General features: G+C 30.6%; 20 protein-coding genes and 1 tRNA gene. 5 read left to right on the top strand and 16 right to left on the bottom strand.

The genetic code is table 11. The features are described from left to right. Positions 1–13: 13 nt before the first annotated feature. The 11 genes from BLT46_RS00745 to BLT46_RS00695 form a co-directional block, all read right to left on the bottom strand. On the bottom strand, positions 14–1,291 hold the full coding sequence (locus BLT46_RS00745; RefSeq protein ID WP_090404691.1) for an O-antigen ligase family protein: 1,278 nt from the start codon (positions 1,289–1,291) through the stop codon (positions 14–16). Then, on the bottom strand, positions 1,288–2,514 hold the full coding sequence (locus BLT46_RS00740; RefSeq protein WP_090404688.1) for an O-antigen ligase family protein: 1,227 nt from the start codon (positions 2,512–2,514) through the stop codon (positions 1,288–1,290). Before BLT46_RS00740 ends, BLT46_RS00745 begins: the two co-directional genes overlap by 4 nt. After that, a complete protein-coding gene (locus tag BLT46_RS00735) occupies positions 2,504–3,673 on the bottom strand; it encodes a glycosyltransferase family 4 protein (protein ID WP_090404686.1) in 1,170 nt (389 codons plus the stop codon). Before BLT46_RS00735 ends, BLT46_RS00740 begins: the two co-directional genes overlap by 11 nt. 99 nt (positions 3,674–3,772) lie before the next feature. After that, positions 3,773–4,729 (bottom strand): glycosyltransferase family 2 protein, encoded by a 957-nt coding sequence (locus tag BLT46_RS00730; RefSeq protein WP_090404683.1) that lies wholly within the window; start codon positions 4,727–4,729, stop codon positions 3,773–3,775. Continuing rightward, positions 4,726–5,997, bottom strand: coding sequence for an oligosaccharide flippase family protein (locus tag BLT46_RS00725; protein ID WP_090404680.1), 1,272 nt, complete (start codon positions 5,995–5,997; stop codon positions 4,726–4,728). Before BLT46_RS00725 ends, BLT46_RS00730 begins: the two co-directional genes overlap by 4 nt. Positions 5,998–6,005: 8 nt before the next feature. Next, positions 6,006–6,773, bottom strand: a complete 768-nt coding sequence (rfbD, locus tag BLT46_RS00720) for a dTDP-4-dehydrorhamnose reductase (protein WP_090404677.1) — start codon at positions 6,771–6,773, stop codon at positions 6,006–6,008. Then, on the bottom strand, positions 6,761–7,318 hold the full coding sequence (gene rfbC, locus BLT46_RS00715; RefSeq protein WP_090404674.1) for a dTDP-4-dehydrorhamnose 3,5-epimerase: 558 nt from the start codon (positions 7,316–7,318) through the stop codon (positions 6,761–6,763). Before rfbC ends, rfbD begins: the two co-directional genes overlap by 13 nt. A 6-nt stretch (positions 7,319–7,324) precedes the next feature. Then, a complete protein-coding gene (locus BLT46_RS00710) occupies positions 7,325–8,296 on the bottom strand; it encodes a hypothetical protein (RefSeq protein WP_090404670.1) in 972 nt (323 codons plus the stop codon). Between the two features lie 8 nt (positions 8,297–8,304). After that, positions 8,305–9,981, bottom strand: a complete 1,677-nt coding sequence (locus BLT46_RS00705) for a DUF6909 family protein (RefSeq protein ID WP_090404667.1) — start codon at positions 9,979–9,981, stop codon at positions 8,305–8,307. A 35-nt stretch (positions 9,982–10,016) separates the two neighbouring features. Next, positions 10,017–11,504, bottom strand: a complete 1,488-nt coding sequence (locus BLT46_RS00700; RefSeq protein ID WP_090404664.1) for a GH3 auxin-responsive promoter family protein — start codon at positions 11,502–11,504, stop codon at positions 10,017–10,019. A gap of 6 nt (positions 11,505–11,510) precedes the next feature. Next, positions 11,511–12,392 carry a murein hydrolase activator EnvC family protein gene (locus BLT46_RS00695; RefSeq protein WP_090404661.1) on the bottom strand — a complete coding sequence of 294 codons (882 nt, stop codon included), beginning with the start codon at positions 12,390–12,392 and terminating at the stop codon, positions 11,511–11,513. A gap of 191 nt (positions 12,393–12,583) precedes the next feature. Here BLT46_RS00695 and BLT46_RS00690 point away from each other — a divergent pair, with 191 nt between their 5' ends. Beyond that, positions 12,584–12,799, top strand: a complete 216-nt coding sequence (locus tag BLT46_RS00690; protein WP_090404658.1) for a Sec-independent protein translocase subunit TatA/TatB — start codon at positions 12,584–12,586, stop codon at positions 12,797–12,799. A gap of 260 nt (positions 12,800–13,059) precedes the next feature. On the opposite strand, the gene BLT46_RS00685 is transcribed toward BLT46_RS00690, so the two are convergent. Then, positions 13,060–15,186, bottom strand: coding sequence for a Tex family protein (locus tag BLT46_RS00685; RefSeq protein WP_090404655.1), 2,127 nt, complete (start codon positions 15,184–15,186; stop codon positions 13,060–13,062). Positions 15,187–15,242: 56 nt separating this feature from the next. On the opposite strand from BLT46_RS00685, the gene BLT46_RS00680 reads away from it, so the two are divergent. Then, entirely contained in the window at positions 15,243–15,506 is a 264-nt protein-coding gene (locus tag BLT46_RS00680; protein WP_090404652.1) for a DUF1294 domain-containing protein, read from the top strand. A 236-nt stretch (positions 15,507–15,742) separates the two neighbouring features. On the opposite strand, the gene rpiB is transcribed toward BLT46_RS00680, so the two are convergent. Together rpiB and BLT46_RS00670 are read right to left on the bottom strand one after the other, a co-directional pair. Further along, a complete protein-coding gene (rpiB, locus tag BLT46_RS00675) occupies positions 15,743–16,174 on the bottom strand; it encodes a ribose 5-phosphate isomerase B (RefSeq protein ID WP_090404649.1) in 432 nt (143 codons plus the stop codon). Between the two features lie 48 nt (positions 16,175–16,222). Then, the gene (locus BLT46_RS00670) at positions 16,223–17,836 is read right to left on the bottom strand and encodes an AMP-binding protein (protein WP_090404646.1); all 1,614 of its coding nucleotides are present in this window, start codon (positions 17,834–17,836) and stop codon (positions 16,223–16,225) included. 314 nt (positions 17,837–18,150) lie between these two features. Here BLT46_RS00670 and rnr point away from each other — a divergent pair, with 314 nt between their 5' ends. The 3 genes from rnr to BLT46_RS00655 all read left to right on the top strand — a co-directional run bounded on the left by rnr (position 18,151) and on the right by BLT46_RS00655 (position 21,773). Next, entirely contained in the window at positions 18,151–20,328 is a 2,178-nt protein-coding gene (rnr, locus tag BLT46_RS00665; protein WP_090404849.1) for a ribonuclease R, read from the top strand. 2 nt (positions 20,329–20,330) lie between these two features. Next, a complete protein-coding gene (locus tag BLT46_RS00660; RefSeq protein WP_090404643.1) occupies positions 20,331–21,005 on the top strand; it encodes a head GIN domain-containing protein in 675 nt (224 codons plus the stop codon). 84 nt (positions 21,006–21,089) lie between these two features. After that, a complete protein-coding gene (locus BLT46_RS00655; RefSeq protein WP_090404641.1) occupies positions 21,090–21,773 on the top strand; it encodes a LysE family translocator in 684 nt (227 codons plus the stop codon). Between the two features lie 104 nt (positions 21,774–21,877). On the opposite strand, the gene BLT46_RS00650 is transcribed toward BLT46_RS00655, so the two are convergent. Then, a tRNA-Cys gene (locus tag BLT46_RS00650) sits at positions 21,878–21,948 on the bottom strand. An 87-nt stretch (positions 21,949–22,035) separates the two neighbouring features. Continuing rightward, positions 22,036–22,392, bottom strand: a complete 357-nt coding sequence (folB, locus tag BLT46_RS00645; protein ID WP_090404638.1) for a dihydroneopterin aldolase — start codon at positions 22,390–22,392, stop codon at positions 22,036–22,038. Positions 22,393–22,493 lie beyond the last annotated feature (101 nt).

Genomic DNA, 22,493 nt, shown 5'->3' with positions numbered 1-22,493 from the left:
TTTTTATATATAATCAAACTTTATACTCTTTTATTTTGAGTTTATTTTCAAAATAAAATAAATTCAAAAAGAGCGCTACAAATATTATATAGGTATTTAAATATAATATTGAATCAAAAATACAAGCAATCAGAACAATACCATTTAGTAAAAAAGATATTGTATTTTTAGCTCTAAAAGAATATTTAAATTGAACAAAAATAAAGTGCAGAAATAATAGTAACCCAAAAATACCATACTCTAAAAAGAATACTAAATATTGATTATGTGACCCATATTTAGACTTAAATGCATAAACTAAATCATTCTCTGCATAAGCTTGTAATACAATAGTATCTTCACTCCCTGAGCCAAACCCTAAAATGGGTCTTTCTAACCCCTTATTAAAAAGAGCTTTCCATCTTGAGAAGCGGCTATCATTTGAATAAATTCCATCATATGACGTCCCTTTATTTTCAGTTAATTCCCAAACTAAATGAGAGGAAAATCTTTCATAGATATAAGTCTTTCTAATAGTAAAAAATAAGCCTACACTTAATATCATCAATCCAACAATCGCGAATAAAATACGTAACCTACCTTTTCTATTATTTAAATTATTTTTGATTAATCTACAGAAACAAAATAAAAGATACAAAGCAAAAACCAAAAATGGTGTTCTTGAATTCAAAAACACTAAACAAAGAAAGAAAATAAGAAAGAAAATATATTTAAACTTATGTAAAATAAAATCAAGAAACTCATTAATTATAATAATGCTGAATACTAAATATAATCCTAATAGTGTAGGGTGAAATTTTAAAAGGTGAGCAAACTCGTGGTATGTGAAAAAATATCCCAATAAATCTGTTTCTATAACAAACCTTCCTTTGTATAGATAGTATTTTATAAAATTATTTCCCAATAAGATTAAACTACTTACAACACTGCCAAAAACAAAAAAACGAAAAGCTACTTTTTTTATTTTAGTCAATAAATCTATATTGACAAAGCTCAACAATAAAGGAAGTATTAAGTAAGAAGAATAGTTTTCAAAATATTTAATCCCTCTACTAAAATCTATTGTATAAAATAATCCAATAGCTAACAATAATACTATAACTGCTGTTGTATTTAAGAAAAGGCTTCTTATTTTATGTACTGATACTTCTTTATATAATTTTAATTTAATTATATACCATACCATCGAAATAATAAAAAGTATTATTCCTATGTTAGCTAATTTTGTACTAATTGGCATTAAAAAACAAAAAAAAGCCGTTGCGATTAAAACTATTTTCTTCTCTATCATTTTACTTCTACATACATAAGTGAGAAAACAAAACCTATAAAAATTCCTGCAATCCCTGAATTCAATATATGTCCTGATAAACAGGACAAAATTAGCAATAGAAAAATCATAATCATAGATAATTTTGAAAAAGGGTGGCTCACTTCATTTCTAATCTTAGCAAGGTTAACCAACATATAACCAACATATAGACTCAATAAAACTATTCCTGATATCCCATATATAAAAAAAACATCCAGAAAATCTATTTCAACGTATCTTCCTCCTAAAGTTTCATATCTTGAAGCTCCTACTCCAAATAAACAGTCTATTAAATCATAATTTTCATTGTAAATGACTAACATTTCTTTGAAATAAGTATTACGACTTGATAAAATAAATGTGTACACATCTAATTTCTTCCAATAATAAGAATACCGTTCAATTATAGAAGATTTTTGAATGAAATAAATAGCTATTGATACTAATATGGTGAAAATAGATGTAAACAGAAACAAGACTTTCCTCTGTTTTTTTTCTTTAATGGAAAAAAAATCAGAAGTTAAAAAAATCATTAAAAAGACTAATATTACACCTGCGATTCCTGTTTTAGAACTAATCAATAACCCTAAACAAAAACTAACAATCGCATATATTAAAAATCCTCTTAAACTTCTTTTTATAATTAAACTGTAATATCCTAAAAAGCCTGAAAGTACTAAAAGCAAGGCAGATATTTCATTTCCTGCTATAAAATAGCCACGTGATCCTATATTTTCAACCCTATACATTGGATATCCAAATCCTACTAATTTTGAAATAAGATTAAAAGCTAAAATAAAAAAAGATATTTTTATCCAAAAAACAAAATAAGGTAGAACTTTATTATTAGTGGTTGTAAACACTATTCTGAAATAAAAAAAAGTTATCGGAAGAATTAAAAATTTAATAGTTTTAATCATATCATAAACTATCCTATCTATTGAAATAAGTCCTTGGATAATTTTGATAATTGAGGGAACCATTAATACACAAAAAGCCCAAAAGATTACTCTAAAATATTGGGGATACGAAATGATTCTCAAGCTACATAAACAAATTATAATAATTTTATAGAATTGGCCAATAGAGAAAAAAGTAGAAATATTATTTTCAAACATAAATCCATTTAACATATCTGTTAGCAAAATAGGTACTAACAGTATAAAAACCAACTGATCTATATTTTTTACTTTAATTGTCATTCCCTATTCCTCCCACTAATTTTAATAGGTTTAACTCTCTACTTCCAACCTTTTCAACTGCTATAGATTCCATACTAAGACGAGCATTACTAATTATTTCATTAAAATATAACTCATCTTCACAGACTTCACAAATTCTTTTTGCGAGTCTTTCTAAATCATTATCTAATAATCCTGTATGATTATCAGATATAAACTCAGGAATACAAGTCTTATTAGTACTTATAACAAGTAGTTTAGCAGCCAAAGCCTCACACATACTTACCCCTTGCGTATCTAATTTTGATAACGCATTATAAATACCATAATTCCTAAATACACTATTCATTTTTTCACGAGGAATAAATTCATTAATAATTCGAACACGAGAACTTAATCTTAGATCAATAATTAATTTATTTAATTTATCTTTTAGATAACCTTGCCCATAAATGTCTAAAGTAAAAATATCTGGTAAATAAGTCATTAATCTAATGCAATCATCCACAGGGTAACTATCATTTAGCGGCCTAATACACAGAATTTTAAACCTATTCATATAAGCTTCATTTGTATTAAACATACTGGTATCAATGCCATTTGGAACAACTTTAATCCTATCCGCCTTTAGTTTATATATTTTTTCTAATTGCTCTGATAACCAAACTGAAGGAGCCATTACAATATCTCTCTGGCTACTTTGCATACTTTTCAAAAATCTCCATACAAAATATCTCTTCCACGTATTTGTGTATAAATACTTAAAGACTCCTTTAAAAGTAAATTTGAAATCATAAAAATATTTTGGATAAATAAGCCCATCTGAGCCATGAAAATACAAAGCTGTTGGATATTTTTTCTTCCTTATTTCATTATAAATACTAAACCCTCCTGATTTTGTAGGATATTGATTTAATAAATGTAAATAGAGTACATCAAATTTATCTAAATAAGGAATAATATTTTTTGAAACATCTTCAACAACATTAACTCCTTGATATTCATAATTAAATGTTTTATTTGAAGGAACAAATACAGTTACATTAATTCCTTTAGAAACAAAATACAATGCTCTAACGTGCACAAACATATGATTATAAGGCTGATTTCCTTTGGGATATCTTGAAGTAATAATAGCTAAATTCATTCTAACTCTTAATAATTGAATTATTTTTTTCATTTATGATTTGCGTATTTCAGCTATTATTATATAACAACTAAAGAAAAAATATCATTTGTATCTATCGTACATAAAACAAAATGGCAACTAAAATTCCCATTACTTCTTTAAAATTTCCAAGACTCGATTTGCATAAAAAGGAGAAATAAACAAGAAAATTCTTAATATTAAATTTAATGATTTTGAATTAAATATTGAACGTCTATACTCTCTATGTAGCATTCTAAATTTACATACTTCTTTATTGATATTTTTATTATTTACGCCATATCCTTTTATTATTCTAGCAGCTCCAATAAAACTATAGAAAAAAGTTTTTTCTACTTGAAAGATTCTTTTATTATCTATATAAAAAACTTCCAAATCATTAACAAGTCCTAATACGTCTATTACATTTTGAACCTTAGGAGGAGCGGTCATTGTTGAATTTTCTCGAATTATATAATTATAAAAAAATGATGTATCATTTGCAACTTTTCCAGCTTTTAAATAAGATTCTATTACAAAAGAAACATCCTCATATTTTCTACTTTTAAAAAAAAGTTCGTTTTGAATAAGAAACTCTCTTCTGTAAATCTTATTCCAAACAACAACTTCTAAAACATCAACTGAATTTAAATACTCCTTGCCGCTTAAATATACATTATTGTCTTGTATTCCCTTTTTTTTCTTATGTTTCTCATGTACATAATATGGACAATTTATAACATCTAAGGTTTCAGAATCCATTCTTTTCACAATTTTAGAAAGCACTTGTACATTTTCATCAGTTAAATAATCATCAACATCAATAAATAATATGTACTTACCACAAGCTACTTTTATTCCATCATTTCGACAGGGCCCTTGTCCTCTATTTTTATCATTTAATAAAAGAGTAACTCTATTTTCTTCATAAGAATTGTTAAGTAACAATACTGTACCATCCGTTGAAAAATCATCAATTATAATAATTTCTATTGAAATATTTTCTTGTAAAAAAATTGACTCAATGCATTTATTTAAATAATTTTCTCCATTAAAAACTGGAATTATTATAGATAAATCAATACTCATACTAAAAGTTTTACGTGTTTTTTATAATTATAATAAGAAACTAAAAATAACCCTACCTCAAGAAATACTCTAAGGAAAATTGTACCATATAATCCGAACTTCGGAACAATAATATAACTACAACCAATTGTTATTAAAGCAAATAAAAAATGAATATATAGAAATATTTTATCTTTTTTCATATTTAATAATCCTTGATATGAGTATAGATTATTCAAACAAGCAAACAAAGGAAGAATTGCAAAAATCCTAAATGGAGTTACAGCAGATAAATAGTCTTCTCCGAAAAGAATCCTTATTATTAGTTTAGCAAAGATTATTGATATTAAAATAACAATAACATTTAATATCAATATAAACTTACTTGCTTGTTTAATTTTAAGTTTAAAGGCATTAGTGTCTTGATTAATTATTTTTGCCATATACGGAAAAAAAGCTTGACTGAAAGGCACTAATAATAGTGTTTGAATAGTAATTACTAATTTAAATGCTGTTGAATAAATTCCTAAATCTTCATCACTCACATAATCTTTCATTATCATAAAAGAAAATGAAGCAAAAACTGCAACTAATAACGTAGATACAAAAACTGCAAATCCTTCTTTATAGCGAGTAAAAACTTCTTGAAAAGAAACAGTTACAAATTTGATATTATACTTTGTAAATACTAAAGTAAAGGCTAAAAAACTTGCTATTATTTGAGATATAGACTGAAATAAATTATACAACCAATAGTCACTTTTTTCTTTCAAGAAAAGTACTATACTTGCTAATACAATAATTTTTATTATAAAGTTTAAAATTGATATAAATGCTATTTTTTCTATTCCTTGATAAAACCAAATAGGAAAAAAAACAAATCCTAAATTAATCAAATATGTAGAAAACAGAACTCCTTTCATTTGGCTTAAATACGGATCACTAAACACTAAATAATAAAAAATAATCGAAGACATTAATAATAGTAAAACTTTACAAATGATCACTTGACTAAATATTTTATTCAACTCTTTATTATCATTCTTTACTACAGCTATATCTCTCGTTGCTGTGTAATTAAATCCAAAGTCAACCAAAATTGTGAAGTAAAACACAAAAGTTCTTGCATACTCTAACTTACCATAATTATCAAGACCTACAATTCGACTTACATATGGAATTAACAATAATGGAATAGCATAATTTGCTATTTGAATCAATGTTAGCGATGTTAAATTTTTACCTAAATCACTTCCAAATATTTTTTTATATAAATTCAAAAAAATCATCTAATTTTCTATTTCAACACACTATACTTTGGCCTCTTTGCCTTAGCAGCAAACTCATCGGATCCAATAGGCCTAACTTCAACTTTCACTCCTGCTTCTTCAAATATAGAAACGGCAAAATCATACCAAGAACAAACTTTTATACCGCTATAATGATAAACTCCAAAAGTTACTTTATCTTGTATTAAATACATTAAAAAACGGCTTAATTCAACTGCATCTGTAGGACACCCTACCTGATCGTTTACTACACTTAATTCATTTCTTGTTTTTGCTAAACGCAACATTGTCTTCTTAAAGTTATTTCCAAAATCAGAATAAACCCAAGAAGTACGTACAATATAATATTGTTGCAACATAGTTCTTATATATTCTTCTCCCTTTAATTTAGAGGCTCCATATACATTTATAGGATTTGGCTTATCTTCTATTGTATAAGGTGTGTTTTTATTTCCATCAAACACAAAATCTGTTGAAATTTGAATTAGTACAACCTTGTTCTCTTTACATACTTGAGCTAAATATTTTACTCCTTCTGCATTAACTAAATAAGCTGTTTCTTTTTCTTCTTCTGCCTTATCAACAGCAGTATAAGCTGCTAAATTAATACAATAATCAGGCTTCACTTTACTGAAAACCTCCTGACACTTAGATAAACTCGTAATATCAAGCATAGAAGAGTCATAAAAAAGAAAATCAATCTCAAAATATTCATTTGAAATTGATTTTAAAGCTTGTCCAACTTGACCATTTGATCCTGTTACTAATATTCGCATATTGATAGTGACTCTTTTAAAGTAGGTAATTCAATGTCTTTTTTAGACAAAATAAGTCGCTCTGATTGTACTTCCCAATCAATCGCTAAATCTGTATCATTATAAATAATTCCTCCTTCGGCTTCTTTCTTATAATAATTATCACATTTATATGTAAAAATGGCTGTCTCACTTAAAACAACAAAACCATGTGCAAAACCACGAGGAACAAACAATTGTTGGTGATTCTCACTTGTCAGTTTTGTTTTAAATGATTGTCTAAATGTTGACGAATTGGGTCTTAGATCAACAACAACATCCAAAATAGTTCCTTGAATTACGTGAACTAACTTTGCTTGTTGATACTCTCCCCTTTGATAATGCAGTCCTCTTAAGACATTCTTTGAAGAAAAAGACTGATTATCTTGAACAAACTGAACAGATAAACCAGTTGCTTGATTAAATTTCTCTTGATTAAAAGACTCAAAAAAATAACCGCGCTCATCTTTAAAAACCGCTGGTTCAATTAAAAAACAACCTTTTAATTCTGTTTCAACAACTTTCATCTCTACCTATTTCAATTCATTAACTTGTTTACTATAACGACGATATAGCCCAAAAAGTCCATTCACGATTACAAAAATAAACACAAATAAAACTCCACCTTTTACAATACCTGTTTTAGTAGAAGATTTCTGCTTTAAAGCTGTATTATATGTATTGTTATCTACTTCTTGTTTTGAACTATAAACGTCAAAAAGAGTTTCTTGTCCTTCTAAAATACTTCGCTCAACTTTAGCTAACTCTTTTATTAACTCATCTTTTCCAAGAAGTATTTCTACAGCAGTAGTTTCTTCTTCGACCTTCATCCCTTTTGAAAAGCGATTGTTACTTTGTTCTATAGACTTTTCAAGCTCTATTTGTCTTAATTCAAGGTTTTTTAAAGCAATTTGCTTGCGATTTTTTATAAAATTAACGCCCTCAACTTCTTTTTGTAAGTCCTTAAAAAACATTTCAAATTCAAAACCTTCAATAGCTACAATTGTCAATGCGTGATAATGATAATTTCTATCTACCACTTCTTGAGTAAGAAGCTCTTCAATGTTATCTGATTTTGAACTTAAAATTGACAATAGTGACGCGTTTTTTCTCAAATCAGAAAGATTTACGATACCTTTTAAGTCTACTTGTACTAAACCTTTCTTTAAAAGCAACGTATCTCTATTATAGTCTTTTATTGCATTTTTAATAAAATCATAAGAACCATAATTTAAGACAACAACTGTTTCTGACTGTATTAACTTCTCATTTCCGTTTAGATTACTTACTAATGCTAAACTTTCTTCACTTTTAGTCTTATATGTATATAGATACCCAATACCACCACCTACAATAAAAGCAAGAAGCAGAAATAGTGTATTCTTCTTTAAGTACTGAACTAAATGATACAATAGTTTTCCTATTGAATCCCCTATAGAGTTAAAAAAAGTAGACAGATCATTCAAATCAATCTCGTCAAAATTATCGTTCTTATGATTACTCATTTTTAAATTTATGAATTAAAAATCTGTTCTAAAATCTTAATTGTAATTAAATATGTTGGTTTTACACCTGTTGTTCCTAACCCTCCTGAAGCTAATGTACTTCCTGTTTCTAATGGATTATCAGAAGCATAATAAGCATAACGAACTTTTACATTTGGATTAATACTTTTTCTAATTTTAGAAGCAGATTGAATCGCTTTTTGGTAGTGTGCTCCTTCCATTTCAAGACCAATAACCCCCCAAGTAGAATCGTGGAAAAACTTCAATAAGTCTTTATTTTGAAGTGAAGTACCTAAAACAGTTACCATTGTACCTCCAAATACAGGGATATCGTTGTTTTTAAACATATCTACTGTCAATTCATTATCAAAAGGATAGTTATCTCCAGTTCCTTCATTAATATGAGCAAATGGAATCATAATATCTCCTTTTCCTCCCACTAAAATACCTGCTTTTCCCATAATAGAAACAGACTCTACATTGATTAATGTAGTCTTTTGGTAAGGTTTTAAAAGCTCATCAATTGTTTCGTAAGCTTGCTCTCCAAAAGCATAATCCATTACAATAATTACAGGATATTCTCCTTCAATTTTTGCCGTTGAAAAATTCGTGTTTTTCAAGTTTATTTTTGCCGTATCAAAAATCTGAACATCGATATTAGTTCCAGACTCATCTCTTAAGAAAGTCATTCCTTCGCGTTCAGCTCTTTCTCCTACTAAGTTTCTCAACTCTTTATTTTCAGGTTTACTCAACTCTTCGTAAATCTCTAATTCAGATCCTACTTCTACTTGTCCTTTCATTACTGAAGGAGCAAAAATTGAGTTCATCACACTGTGCATATTAGCACTAATAATGTGAATTGGTCTTCCTAATAATCCTTTTTTCTCTAAAACATTCTTAATACGATCAGACCACATTTCACCATAAATATGGTGCCCTAATCTTTCTCTCAACAATGGGCTAAAAGTAATTGTACGTTTATCGTTATCAATTTCCTCTTCAATAGCTAATTTTCCTAACCAATAAATAACATCTAAGAATCGATCTGGGTTTTCAGGAATTGCAAATTTTTCATAAATATCAAGTACCTCTGAAAAAGAACGTCCTAAAACATTAGACAAGTGAGACATAATGATCTCTTTCTCTTCTAACTCAAGTGTTTCTGTTTTCTTAGCTGCAATTTCAATCTTCTTCCAATCACGTGTAACTTTTCCTTCTTCACCGATTAAAACGCGGTTTTTAATTTTATGTGACTCAATAAAAATAAAAGTCAAGTGCGTTAAAACATCATAAATATCAGATCTACCTCTTGTTATCTCAATATTCATTTGTTCAGCGTCAATTCTATAACAATTTCTTCTTCTCTTTGGAGGAACCAAAGCAGTGAAGTGAGAGAATGAATATCCCTCATCAGACGTTAAATTAATATATCTACATTCTTCTATTCCAATTGGCAAACGCTCAATAACATATAAAAGTCCATTTAACTCAACTTTTTCCTCTGCAATTGTTCCATAAATTTCAGGGCGTAGCTCTAATAAAGCTTCTCTTAACGTATCTCCCGAAACTCCCATTGGTTTATAAAATCCTCTATTAAACAAGTGACGCATTGTAATATACATACGCTCTACCGCCGCTGACGATACTTGTGCTCTCGTTCTCGAAATATTCTTAATCTCTTTCATAAACTTTCTCCTTTTTACGTCTATTAATTTACTCTCTATTCTAAATCTAATTTATCAGCAATGTTTCTATCATTGCTTAATCTTGGCAACTTATTTTGCCCTCCGAGTTTTCCAATACTCTTCATATAATCTTGAAAACCTCCTGTTTTAACAGGACTTATCACTAATGTTCGAAGTACCTTTCCTACAATCAAATCATCGTAATAAACATTCTGTTTTCTCAATGCTTGGTCAATTTTCAAACTAAAAGCCTCCATATCTTTTGGTTTATTACCAAATTCAATAAGCCATTCGTGGTAAGGCAAGCCTTCAGATGGTGTTGTTTGAGGTGCAACTGTAAATTCATTTACTTCAACATCTGTTCCTTCCATTGCTTCTTGAATTGCTGTTTCAACTTCCTTCCCAATGACGTGCTCTCCAAAGGCAGAAGTATAGTGCTTGATTCTACCTGATACAACTATTCTGTAAGGATTTAAGTTAACAAATCGCACCGTATCACCAATATTATACCCCCAAAGACCCGCATTTGTTGAAAGTATTAAAACGTAATTTACGCCTAACTCTACCTCTCCAATTGTGTATCTTTTCGGATTTTCAGTATAAAACTCATCTGCTTTGATAAACTCGTAAAAAATCCCTGCATTTAGTAATAACAACAATCCCTCTTCTTTCTGAGAATCTTGATATGCAAAGAAACCTTCTGAGGCAGGAAATAACTCAATAGAAGGCACCCTTCTACCGATTAACTGTTCAAACTTTGCTCTATAAGGCTCAAAATTTACTCCTCCATAAATAAACAAATTGAAGTTTTTAAAAATTTCCCCAACTGGTTTATTCTTTTTCTCCTTCAATTTTTCAAAGTACATCTGAACCCAACTCGGAATTCCAGAAATAACAGACATATCTTCATCCATTGTTTCTTTGACAACAGCATCTACCTTAGTTTCCCAATCTTCAATACAGTTTGTTTCCCAACTTGGCAATCTGTTTTTCTGTAAATAAGCCGGTACATAGTGAGCTACAATACCTGACAATCTACCTAGTTTAATACCGTTTTTCTCGTCTAAGATAGGACTCCCTTGTAAGAAAATCATCTTTCCATCTACAAAATCCGCTTTACCTGTTTCGTGTATATAAGCTAAAATTGCATTTCTTGCGGCCTCAATATGATAAGGCATTGACTCTTTTGTAAGCGGTATATACTTTGCTCCTGAAGTAGTACCCGAAGTTTTAGCAAAATAGATTGGTAATCCTTTCCAAAGCACATTACTCTCTCCTGCTACAACACGGTCAATATAATTTCTTAATGCCTCGTAATCGCGAACAGGAACTTGCTTAGCAAAATCTCTAAAATCTTTAATTTGATTAAACTTATGATCTTTCCCAAAAGCTGTATCTTTAGCTTGAGCGATTAAAGATTTAAACACTCTTTGTTGAGTTTCAACTGGGTTACTCGCCCATTTTTGTGTTTTTTTATGTATGATTGAAGCAAATAACTTTGCTGCAAATGACTTTAATGACATACTCTTTTATTCAAAATCTATAAAAATTGAACTGTCTAAAGGATAAGAATCCTTCCACAATTCAAAGTGAAAATATTTAACCGTTGTATTTTGGCTATTATCATCATAATTACCATCATATAGTCCGAGTACCTCACCAGAACTAACATACTCATATTCTGATTTAGTCAAAGTTGTTAGGTGTTTATACACTGATATCAACCCTTCCTCGTGTAAAACGATAATTGTATAACCATCTTTAATTGTCCAATCTACAAATAGTACAGATCCCTTAGCAATTGCCTTAACCGGTGTATTCTTTGGTGCTCTAAAATCAACTCCAAAATGATAAGCACCAGGATCATATTTCTTAATTACCTCACCATTAATTGGACTAAAAAGTATCTGACTAACTTTAGGTTTAGCTTCAGTAAAAATATTATACTTATCCTCTAAGCGAACCATCTCTCTTAACTCCAAATCCCTTGCTCCTGGTTCTTTATGCTCAATCTGATTAATAGGTGTCTGAGCTTTTCTTAAAGAGTCAATACTTTCTCTCGTAATATCTACCTCTCCTAAAAGTGCTTTTTTAATTGCCGCTAAGTATAATTGATTTTGCCTTGACTCATTTTCTAACGAATCAACTTTTAAAGCAAGCTCTACTGCTTTTTGCTTTAATCCAGAAGAAGAATAGCCTGGAATATACTCTTTCAATGGTGTTAAAACCAGAAGTAAAACTGTAGAAAGAATAAATAGAAAAACTAATGTTGTACTCGCACCAAAAACGTTCAAAAGATTTAGCTTAAAAGAGCGAACATCTTCAAAAGTCTTGTCATTAACGATAACAATTCGGTATTTACTAAGAAGTCTCTTTTTCCACTTTTTTTGATTTAGCCCCTTTCCTGACATTGGTACACATTTTTCTACACAAATATAATAATTATAAATCTCAGCATTGCCTCCTTTTACTTAATATACCGAAAATAAGCGATTTTTCGCAAAACTAAAAACGTTAAAAGTTAAATAAAACTTATCTTTAAGAAAGGGATTGTAAATTTCTTATTATATTTGTCGCTATATAATGTTTCAAACAGATTATTATGAACTCATTGCACATATTTTTAGGAGTAGTTGGACCATGGCAGATCGCAATCGTCGTAGCATTAGTCTTATTGTTATTCGGAGGTAAAAAGATCCCTGAATTAATGAGAGGTTTAGGTAGTGGAATTAAAGAATTCAAAGACGCTACTAAAGACGAGAATGCTCAACAAGTTTCTAAAAAAGAAAACACTCAAGAAGAGAAAAAATCAGAATAAGCAAATTCTGAAATCAAAATATTTATATGCGCTAAATAGATTTAATCATCTATTTAGCGCTTTTTTATGCTTCAATATTTCAAAAAAGCACAAAAAAAGTACCTATTCAGACAATAATGAATAGGCACTTCACTTATAAAACATAATAAAAACACTACTTACCTTTATAGCTCTAATTCCAATTTAGCATTAAAATTAAAAGCCTTAGATATTTACTTTAAAACAACTATTGTGCCAAAAGCGTGTTTTTATACTTTTTTTTAATCCAGAATCATTGAAAGTTGAATTCGCTTTTTAGCAACATCAACATCCACTACTTTCACCTGAACATGTTGGTGTAATTTAACTACTTCATTTACATCAGAAACAAATCCTTCTTTCAATTGAGAGATGTGAACTAACCCACTTTCTTTGATACCTACATCTACAAAGCATCCAAAATTGGTAATATTATTTACAATTCCAGGTAGAACCAATCCTATCTTTAAATCAGTAATCTGTTTAATACTCGGGTCAAATTCAAATACTTTAGCTGCTTTTCGAGGGTCTAACCCTGGTTTTTCAAGTTCTTTTAAGATATCTTGAAGAGCAAACTCTCCTACTTCTCTTGTTTTATATTTCTTTACATCTACCTTAGCAATTACTTCTTTATTAGAAATCATATCGTTTACAGATACTTTCAAGTCTTTTGCAATCTTTTCTACTACACTATAAGCTTCAGGATGCACTGCCGAATCATCTAAAGGGTTTGCTGCATTTTTAATACGCACGAATGCTGCTGCTTGTTGAAATGCTTTTTCGCCAAGTCTTGGTACTTTTTTCAACTCTTTTCTACTTTCAAAAGGACCATTTTCTGTTCTATATTGAATAATATTCTCTGCCATCTTTTCACCAATACCAGAAACATAACTCAACAAAGACTTACTTGCAGTATTCAAATTAATTCCAACTGAGTTAACGCATTTCATCACCACATTATCCAATTCTTTTTTCAAAAGCGTCTGGTCTACATCGTGTTGGTATTGTCCAACCCCTATTGACTTAGGGTCAATCTTAACCAACTCAGCCAATGGATCTGATAATCTTCTACCAATAGAAACTGCCCCCCTTACAGTTACGTCATACGAAGGAAATTCTTCTCTGGCTATCTTTGATGCTGAATAGACAGATGCTCCTGCTTCGTTTACTATAAATACTTGTACAGGCTTATCAAAAGCAATCTTCTTGATGAAGAACTCTGTTTCACGAGAAGCTGTTCCATTTCCAATTGCAATAGCCTCCACTTGGTATGAATTTACCATAGAGCGAATTTTCTTCATCGCCATGGCACTTTCTTTTTGAGGTGCATGAGGATAGATTGTTTCATTGTAAAGCAAATCACCTTGTTCATCTAAACAAACTATTTTACACCCTGATTTATAGCCAGGATCTATAGCAAGAATTCTCTTCTCGCCCAATGGTGAACCTAATAATAGCTGTGTTAGATTATCTGCAAAAACATTGATAGAATTAATATCTGCTTTTTCTTTTGCCTCACTTAAAGCTTCATTTGATAAAGCCGGCTCTAACAATCGCTTATAACTATCAGAAATAGCATTTTTAATAATAGACGCACATTCATTATTGCTTTTAATAACTGTATTTTCAATAAATGTTACAGCCTCTTTTTTATCTACAGCAACAGAAAATTTGATATACCCCTCTTTTTCAGCTCTCAAAATAGCCAATAAACGATGGGCTGGAATGCGATACACAGGTTCGTTCCATTCAAAATACTGTTCAAATTTCTGTGCACCCTCCTCTTCTTTTTTAGCCTTTACAACCTTTGTTGTAATTGTTGCTTCTCGTTGAAATTTTCTTCTCAACGCTTTTCTAACAAACATATTCTCATTAATCCATTCTACAATAATATCAGAAGCACCTTGAATTGCCTGTTCTTCATCTGCTACCTTACCTGTTACATACTTTTGAGCAATAGATTCTACATCAGTAGCATTTTGTGCCATAATAACCTTTGCTAATGGCTCTAATCCGTTCTCTCTTGCTGTATCAGCTTTTGTCTTACGAGATTTTTTGAATGGTAAATATAAATCCTCAATCTCTGTTAAATCAAAACTAGTACTAATCTTATTTTTTAACTCCTCGGTTAGTTTACCTTGTTCTTCAATTGCGTTTAAAATAGATTCCTTGCGCTTTACTATGCCTTCATAAAGCTCTCTATATTTTGCTATTTTCTCGATAACTACTTCATCTAAGTTACCTGTATTATCTTTTCTATATCGAGCTATAAATGGTATTGTACACGCTTCGTCAAGCAAGGCTAATGTATTTTCAATACTGCGTACTGAAGCATTTACTGCCTGCTGAATAAACTCAATCAACGTCATAATTAATTATTTTAAGAATAGCTAAAATACTACCTTTGTAACAATAAATAAATCACATGAAGTTTTTATTCCTTTACTTATTCATAATTAACTACATAGCCTTCTCTATGTTTGCTGTAGATAAAGAGCGAGCGATAAAGCACAAAAACCGTATTTCTGAAAAGAATTTGCTTACACTTTGTTTCTTTGGCGGAAGTTTAGGTGGCTGGTTAGCTATGAAAAAGTTGAGACACAAAACCTCAAAAGACTCTTTTAAATTTAAGTTCTACGCAATTTTAATTGTCCAAGTAATTCTTTTATTTGCGCTTTTCAAACGATAACAAAACTGCGCTACTCTGTAATTTATATTACTTTTAAATCTATATTAAAGCATACAACTCTATAACTTGTTCGGGACTCCTTCGGAAAAACACTCTACTTTCCGAACATCTCTCAAACAAGTCCCGAACAAATTACGAGTGAGCTTACACTAATACTTAATGAATTTAGGTTTTATTCCAAAAAAAAGAGGCATAATCCTAAGACTATACCTCTTGTATTTAAATAACTGCTCTATTTAAGAACAAGCAATTTTGTTTACTCTCGTTAAATGGCGACCACCTTCAAATTTAGTGTCTAAAAAAGCTTCAACCATAGCCACAGCTTGTTCAATTGAAGTATATCTTGCAGGAATACTAATTACGTTTGCATCATTGTGCAATCTTGCTAATTCAGCAATCTCCTTTGTCCAACACAATGCACATCTCACACCTTGATGTTTGTTTGCAGTCATTGCAATTCCATTTCCACTACCACAGATTACAATTCCAAAATCTGCTTTCCCTTCTTCTACATCAAAAGCAACTTTATGTCCGAAATCTGGATAATCTACAGAACTAAAATCATCTGTACCGTAGTTAGTTACCTTATATCCTCTTGATTCAAGTAATTTGATAATTGCTTGTTTGTACGCTGGACCTGCGTGGTCATTTCCTATTGAAATATTCATTTTCTGTTGTGTTGTATTATACTTCTACAAAGTTAGTATTTTTATTATTTATAGCCCTAATTCTTCTACAGCTATCTGACGCATTTCTACCTTTCTAACTTTTCCTGAGATTGTCATTGGAAACTCCGTAACAAACTTCCAATATTTTGGAATGCGGTAGTGAGCAATCTTTTGATCACAGAATGCTCGCATTGCCTCTGCCGTTGCAACTTTACCTGGTTTCATTATAATCCAAGCCATTATTTCTTCTCCATACTTTTCAGAAGGTACACCTATAACTTGTACATCTGCAATATCGGGATGAGTGTATAAGAAATCTTCAATCCATTTTGGAGAAATATTTTCTCCTCCGCGAATAATAAGATCTTTAATACGACCTGTAATAGAAATAAAGCCATCCTCATCCATTGTAGCTAAATCGCCCGAATGCATCCATCTATTTTCATCTAATACTTCAGATGTAAGGGTTCTATTATTCCAATATTTTAGCATTACTGAATACCCTCTTGTACACAATTCCCCTGCCTCACCACGTGGTAAAATATAACCCGTTTCAGGGTCTATAATCTTTATTTCAATGTGATCTTGAACTGTACCTACGGTTGTTGTTTGTTTTTTGATGTCAATGCCAATGTGTGTCTGTGTAGAAACAGGAGATGTCTCGGTCATACCGTAACAAATACTGACTTCTTCCATATGCATTTCACTTTTAACGCGTTTCATAACGTACTCAGGACACAATGACCCCGCCATTACTCCTGTTCTAAGTGAAGTTAAATCATAATCTGTAAAGTTTGGCAATTGCAATTCAGCAATAAACATTGTAGGTACTCCATAAAGTGAAGTACACTTTTCATCTTGAACCACTTGTAATGTTTTGGCAGGATCAAAACTATCATTTGGAATAACAATCGTTGCTCCATGAGAAGTACAACAAAGATTTCCGATGACCATTCCAAAACAATGATAAAAAGGAACTGGAATACAAACACGGTCTTTTGTCGTATACTTTAAACGCACACCAATAAAGTAGCCATTATTTAAAATATTGTGATGTGTTAGGGTTACTCCTTTAGGAAAACCAGTTGTTCCTGATGTATATTGAATATTAACTGCCTCGCCAAATTGTACAGAATCTTCAATAATATCTAATTCTCCATCTGTAATCTGATCAGCTGTAGTTAAAAACTGTTCCCATTCTTCTCCTAAGAAAACAACCTCACGAAGAGAAGGGCAGTCTTCAAAAACCATAGAAATTATTTTTCTATAATCACTGGTTTTAAAACTACTTGCAGAAACAATTAAAGAAATTTCTGATTGATTGATAGCGAATTCTATTTCGTGTGCGCGATAAGCAGGATTTATATTCACTAAAATAACGCCAATTCTTGCTGTAGCATATTGCATTAAAACCCATTCATAGCAGTTAGGAGCCCAAATTCCTACACGATCTCCTTTCTGTACATTATTCGCTAATAATGCTTTAGCAACCTTAGTAGTTAAATCATAAAACTCTTGATATGTAGCTCTGAAATTCTGATGAACGCTAACTATTGCCTCTTGATTAGGGTACTTATCGGTGATTTTTTTTAAATTCTGCCCAATTGTTTCTCCTAACAACGGCATTTGTGAAGCGCCGTGTACGTAAGAAATTGTATTCATAATAATGTTGGTTTTTTGGTTAACTCTAAAATACAAAATTTTAAACACAAACAACATTTTATGCGATTTTAGAAAAGATATTGTTTTCTTTGCATATAAATACGCAATACTTACTTTATATTATTACATAGAATACAATGTTTACACAGGCAGATAGATTGCGAAAATAGGAGGGAAGTCCTAAAATTAAGCGACTTCTAAAATATCCCTTTTCAATATTTCACTTCATTTTATGATAAAAAGAGTATAGTATTTTGTACATTTAAGCAACTATTTACCTCTGGATAGGTTCATAGAATTAAAACATGAAAAAAATGGCAAAAAAAATAAAAAAGAAGAAGAATAAAGAGTTCGACTTCGCAGGTAAAATCTTAAAGTTTTTATCTAAGAATACAACCAAGTCGTATAACTATAAGCAAATTGCAGGACAATTAAGCGTTAACGATACACAGGGAAGAAATGAAATTATAAAAGAACTTAAATATTTAGTTTCTAAAGAGAAAATCGAAGAAATAGAAACTGGTAAGTACCGCTTTATCCCTAAAGCTAATTACATTGAGGGTTATATTGATATGACTACTCGTAAAACAGCTTACTTGGTATGTGAAGATCTTGAAGAAGATGTATTTATCCCTACAAACAACTTGCGTAAAGCTCTTGATGGAGATTTTGTTAAAGCTTATATCTACAACAAAAGAAATGGCAAAAAACCAGAAGGGGAAGTTGTTGAAATTCTTGAAAGACACAAGACACAATTCGTTGGGGTTATTGAAATTCAAAAGAACTTTGCTTTTGTTTCAACAGCAGATCCAAAAATGTACACAGATATCTTTGTTCCAAAAGAGAAGATTGGAGATGCTTTAGATGGAGAAGTAGTTGTTGTAGAAATTGAAGATTGGCCAGAAAAAGCAGATAGTCCTTTTGGTAGAGTACTAAAAGTATTAGGTAAACAAGGTGAACACGACACTGAAATTCACGCAATTTTAGCGGAATATGGATTGCCTTCTGACTTCCCTAAAGAAGTAGATGCTTTTGCTAATAAAATTGATACTTCTATCAATGAAGAAGAGATTGCAAGACGTAGAGACATGCGCGAGGTTTTAACCTTTACAATTGACCCTAAAGATGCAAAAGACTTTGATGATGCTTTATCTTTTGAAAAATTAGAAAATGGGAATTACAGTGTGGGTATTCACATTGCAGACGTTTCTCACTACGTACAAGAAGGTACTATCCTTGATGAAGAGGCTTTTAATAGAGGTACTTCTGTTTACTTAGTAGATAGAACAATACCTATGTTACCAGAAGTTTTATCAAACTTTGCTTGTTCATTAAGACCAAACGAAGATAAGTTTACTTTCTCAGCTGTTTTTGAAATTAACGAAAAAGCAGAAGTAGTAGATAAGTGGTTTGGTAGAACAGTAACACATTCTAACCAACGAATGGCTTATGAAGAAGCACAATATATTATTGAAACGAGTGATAGAACTATTCCAGAAGGAATTTCATTAACTGGAGCTGATCAAGAGGTAACAGAAGAAGTTGCTGAAGCTGTTCTAAAGTTAAATGACTTAGCTAAAATCATGCGTAAAAAACGTATGGGTGAGGGAGCTATTTCTTTTGATAAAGTAGAAGTAAAATTCAACTTAGATGAAAATGATGTACCTGTAGGTGTGTTCTTTAAAGAAGCAAAAGAAGCAAATCACTTGATTGAAGAATTCATGTTATTGGCTAACAGAAAAGTTTCTGAATTCATTGGTAAACAAAAGAAAACCTTTGTTTATCGTGTTCACGACGAACCAGATCAAGAAAAATTATTTGGTTTACAGTCTGTTATTGCACGATTTGGACATAAGATCAACTTTAATACAAAAGCAAGTATATCTAAGTCATTGAATAAATTATTGAAGGATGTACATGGTAAAAAAGAGCAAAACTTAGTAGATACTTTAACTATTAGATGTATGAGTAAAGCAAGTTACTCTACCAATAATATTGGTCACTACGGATTAGCTTTTGATTATTATTCTCACTTTACATCGCCAATTCGTCGTTATCCAGACGTTATGGCTCACCGTTTATTGCAACATTATTTAGATAAAGGTGCTTCTGTAAGCGTTGATGATTTTGAGAAAAAATGTAATCACTGTTCTTCAAGAGAAAGTCTTGCTGCCAATGCAGAAAGAGATAGTATTAAATACATGCAAGTAAAATACATGGAAGACCAAAAAGGACAAGAGTTCTTGGGAGTTATTTCTGGTGTTACTGAATGGGGTATTTATGTAGAAATCGTTGAAAACAAATGTGAAGGAATGGTTCGTATTCGCGAGATAAAAGATGATTACTACGTATTTGAAGAAAAACAATATGCTTTAATTGGCCAGGCTAATAAAACAATGTTACAGCTTGGAGATGAAGTTATAGTTACTGTTAAAAATGCAGATTTAGTCAAAAAACAACTTGATTTTAACTACATTAGAAAAAATTCTTAATTATGAAAAAGTTAGCATTATTACTTGCTCTTATTGTTTCACCTTTTATTTTTGCTCAAAAGAGCAGTGTTTTAGGTGATTTTAATACAATGGGAGTATTTGATCAGATTCAACTTACTTTGGTTCCTTCAGATACTCAAAAAATTGAAATTGAAGGTACGAATGCAGACAATGTAAATGTTGTAAACAAGAACGGTAATTTAAAAATCAAAATGAACTTTGTGAAGTCTTTACAAGGGGAGGGGATTAAAGTAACTCTTTTCTATAAAAACTTAACAGATATTTTAGCTGATGAAGGAGCTTCAATTAAAACGACTGCTCCGATTAAAGCTACAAAATTAGATGTAACTGCAAAAAATGGAGCTACTATTGTAGCAGAAATTGACACAGAAAGAGTAGATGTAAAAGCAGGTTCTGGTTCTGTTGTAAAATTATCTGGTAAAGCTGCTGTTCAAGATATTGTTTCAAATTCTGGGGCAGAAATCAAAAATAAAAAGCTTATAACTAACCAGACAACTGTAACTGTTAATGCAGGAGGACAAGCAGATGTGTATGCTTCTGAATTAGTGGATGCAAAAACCAGAGCAGGAGGGAGCATTACTATTTATGGTAATCCAAAAAACGTAACTGAAAAGAATGTTTTAGGAGGAACTGTTAAAAAAGTAACGAACGAATAATTTACTTTTAAGTCAAAAAGCCGTATCTTGCAAAAGATATATTCAAATGCCAATTGTACAATTGGCATTTTTTAATTGATTAAAATGATAGACGACTTAATTACAGGAATATCGCTTGGTTTTTTCTTGAGCTTTATGATTGGCCCTGTTTTTTTTATTCTTATTGAAACAAGTATTACAAGAGGTTTTAAAGCTGCTATTGCATTTGATATAGGAGTTATCTTAGCAGATGCTCTATTTTTTGCTGTTGCTTTTTTTAGTAGTTTCCGTTTAATCAATGCTATCAAAGACGATCCTGCTTTATTTATTTTCGGAGGTATAATTATGCTTACTTACGGAATTATTTCTTTTGTAAGGCTAAAAAAAGTACAAGTAGATACTTTGCAAATTGCAGCTCCTAATCTTAGAAGAGATTATTTGAATCTTTTTGCAAAAGGATTCTTACTTAACTTTATCAATGTTGGGGTTTTAGGTTTTTGGTTAGCTATTATCATTACATTAGGTCCAAACATGGACATGGATACAGGAAGAATGTTTACTTTCTTTGGTTTTACAATTACTGCTTACTTCATTACCGATTTATTTAAAATTACACTGGCTAAGCAATTGAGAAAGAAACTTACTCCAGAGAATATTTTAAAAGTAAAAAAAATCAGTAGTATAATCTTGATCGTTTTTGGCTTAGTAATAATGATTAAAGGTATTTTACCTAAATCTGAAAATAATAGCTTAAACATTCCTCTAAAAGCTTTAGAGCATAAAGAATAAGTACAATTCAAGATAAACTAAAAACGGCTAAGTAATTTGAAATTACTTAGCCGTTTTTTTATGGGTATAAAAAAAGGATAGCTATTTAGCTATCCTTTTTGTTGAGGCTTCGAGCGGATTCGAACCGCTGTAGACGGTTTTGCAGACCGCTTCCTAGCCACTCGGACACGAAGCCATGTCCTTTATTTGGATTGCAAACTTACTAATTATTTTTAGAATTAAAAATCTATTTAGTGTTTTTTTGCACCTAAAAAAACATTTATTATCTAACTCCTTGCATTTCAACAGTTACGTATTCCACATCTCCACCAATTGGTGGGTTAATTTTAGATACAGAGACCTTAACTTCATTAACCATCCTAATTTCAACAAATACTCTGTCTATTATTCTTTGACAAACTGTTTCTAACAATTTAGCTCTCTTGTCCATTTCTTCTTTCACAATCTTGTTTAAATGAACATAATCAATTGCATATTCTAATTCATCTGTTGCCGCTGCTTTAGTAAAATCACCTTTAGCAACAACATCTATGCGATAGTCAGAACCAATTTTAGCCTCTTCATCCATGCATCCGTGAAAAGAAAAAGTTCTAATATTATTTAATTTAATAATTCCCATAATTAATTCTTTCTGTTTTAAGAACGCTAAAAGTACAAATAATTTGACTGTTTTATATTTATAATACGCTAAAAGACTCAAGAATTGACTACTTTTTTGAT

Origin of the sequence: Myroides phaeus, from assembly GCF_900099675.1 — a bacterium.
GTDB classification, from domain to species: domain Bacteria; phylum Bacteroidota; class Bacteroidia; order Flavobacteriales; family Flavobacteriaceae; genus Flavobacterium; species Flavobacterium phaeum.
This window is presented reverse-complemented; position numbering and strand designations above follow the sequence as displayed.

Excerpts from the sequence above, each read along its gene's own strand:
- BLT46_RS00745 (WP_090404691.1), bottom strand. The coding sequence starts at position 1,291 with ATGATAGAGAAGAAAATAGTTTTAATCGCAACGGCTTTTTTTTGTTTT.
- rfbD (WP_090404677.1), bottom strand. The coding sequence starts at position 6,773 with ATGCGAATATTAGTAACAGGATCAAATGGTCAAGTTGGACAAGCTTTA.
- BLT46_RS00700 (WP_090404664.1), bottom strand. The coding sequence starts at position 11,504 with ATGTCATTAAAGTCATTTGCAGCAAAGTTATTTGCTTCAATCATACAT.
- rfbC (WP_090404674.1), bottom strand. The coding sequence starts at position 7,318 with ATGAAAGTTGTTGAAACAGAATTAAAAGGTTGTTTTTTAATTGAACCA.
- BLT46_RS00740 (WP_090404688.1), bottom strand. The coding sequence starts at position 2,514 with ATGACAATTAAAGTAAAAAATATAGATCAGTTGGTTTTTATACTGTTA.
- rpiB (WP_090404649.1), bottom strand. The coding sequence starts at position 16,174 with ATGAATATTTCAATAGGAAATGACCACGCAGGTCCAGCGTACAAACAA.
- BLT46_RS00690 (WP_090404658.1), top strand. The coding sequence starts at position 12,584 with ATGAACTCATTGCACATATTTTTAGGAGTAGTTGGACCATGGCAGATC.
- BLT46_RS00655 (WP_090404641.1), top strand. The coding sequence starts at position 21,090 with ATGATAGACGACTTAATTACAGGAATATCGCTTGGTTTTTTCTTGAGC.
- BLT46_RS00660 (WP_090404643.1), top strand. The coding sequence starts at position 20,331 with ATGAAAAAGTTAGCATTATTACTTGCTCTTATTGTTTCACCTTTTATT.
- BLT46_RS00730 (WP_090404683.1), bottom strand. The coding sequence starts at position 4,729 with ATGAGTATTGATTTATCTATAATAATTCCAGTTTTTAATGGAGAAAAT.
- BLT46_RS00685 (WP_090404655.1), bottom strand. The coding sequence starts at position 15,186 with ATGACGTTGATTGAGTTTATTCAGCAGGCAGTAAATGCTTCAGTACGC.
- BLT46_RS00670 (WP_090404646.1), bottom strand. The coding sequence starts at position 17,836 with ATGAATACAATTTCTTACGTACACGGCGCTTCACAAATGCCGTTGTTA.
- BLT46_RS00735 (WP_090404686.1), bottom strand. The coding sequence starts at position 3,673 with ATGAAAAAAATAATTCAATTATTAAGAGTTAGAATGAATTTAGCTATT.
- BLT46_RS00680 (WP_090404652.1), top strand. The coding sequence starts at position 15,243 with ATGAAGTTTTTATTCCTTTACTTATTCATAATTAACTACATAGCCTTC.
- BLT46_RS00705 (WP_090404667.1), bottom strand. The coding sequence starts at position 9,981 with ATGAAAGAGATTAAGAATATTTCGAGAACGAGAGCACAAGTATCGTCA.
- BLT46_RS00725 (WP_090404680.1), bottom strand. The coding sequence starts at position 5,997 with ATGATTTTTTTGAATTTATATAAAAAAATATTTGGAAGTGATTTAGGT.
- rnr (WP_090404849.1), top strand. The coding sequence starts at position 18,151 with ATGGCAAAAAAAATAAAAAAGAAGAAGAATAAAGAGTTCGACTTCGCA.
- BLT46_RS00695 (WP_090404661.1), bottom strand. The coding sequence starts at position 12,392 with ATGTCAGGAAAGGGGCTAAATCAAAAAAAGTGGAAAAAGAGACTTCTT.
- BLT46_RS00710 (WP_090404670.1), bottom strand. The coding sequence starts at position 8,296 with ATGAGTAATCATAAGAACGATAATTTTGACGAGATTGATTTGAATGAT.
- folB (WP_090404638.1), bottom strand. The coding sequence starts at position 22,392 with ATGGGAATTATTAAATTAAATAATATTAGAACTTTTTCTTTTCACGGA.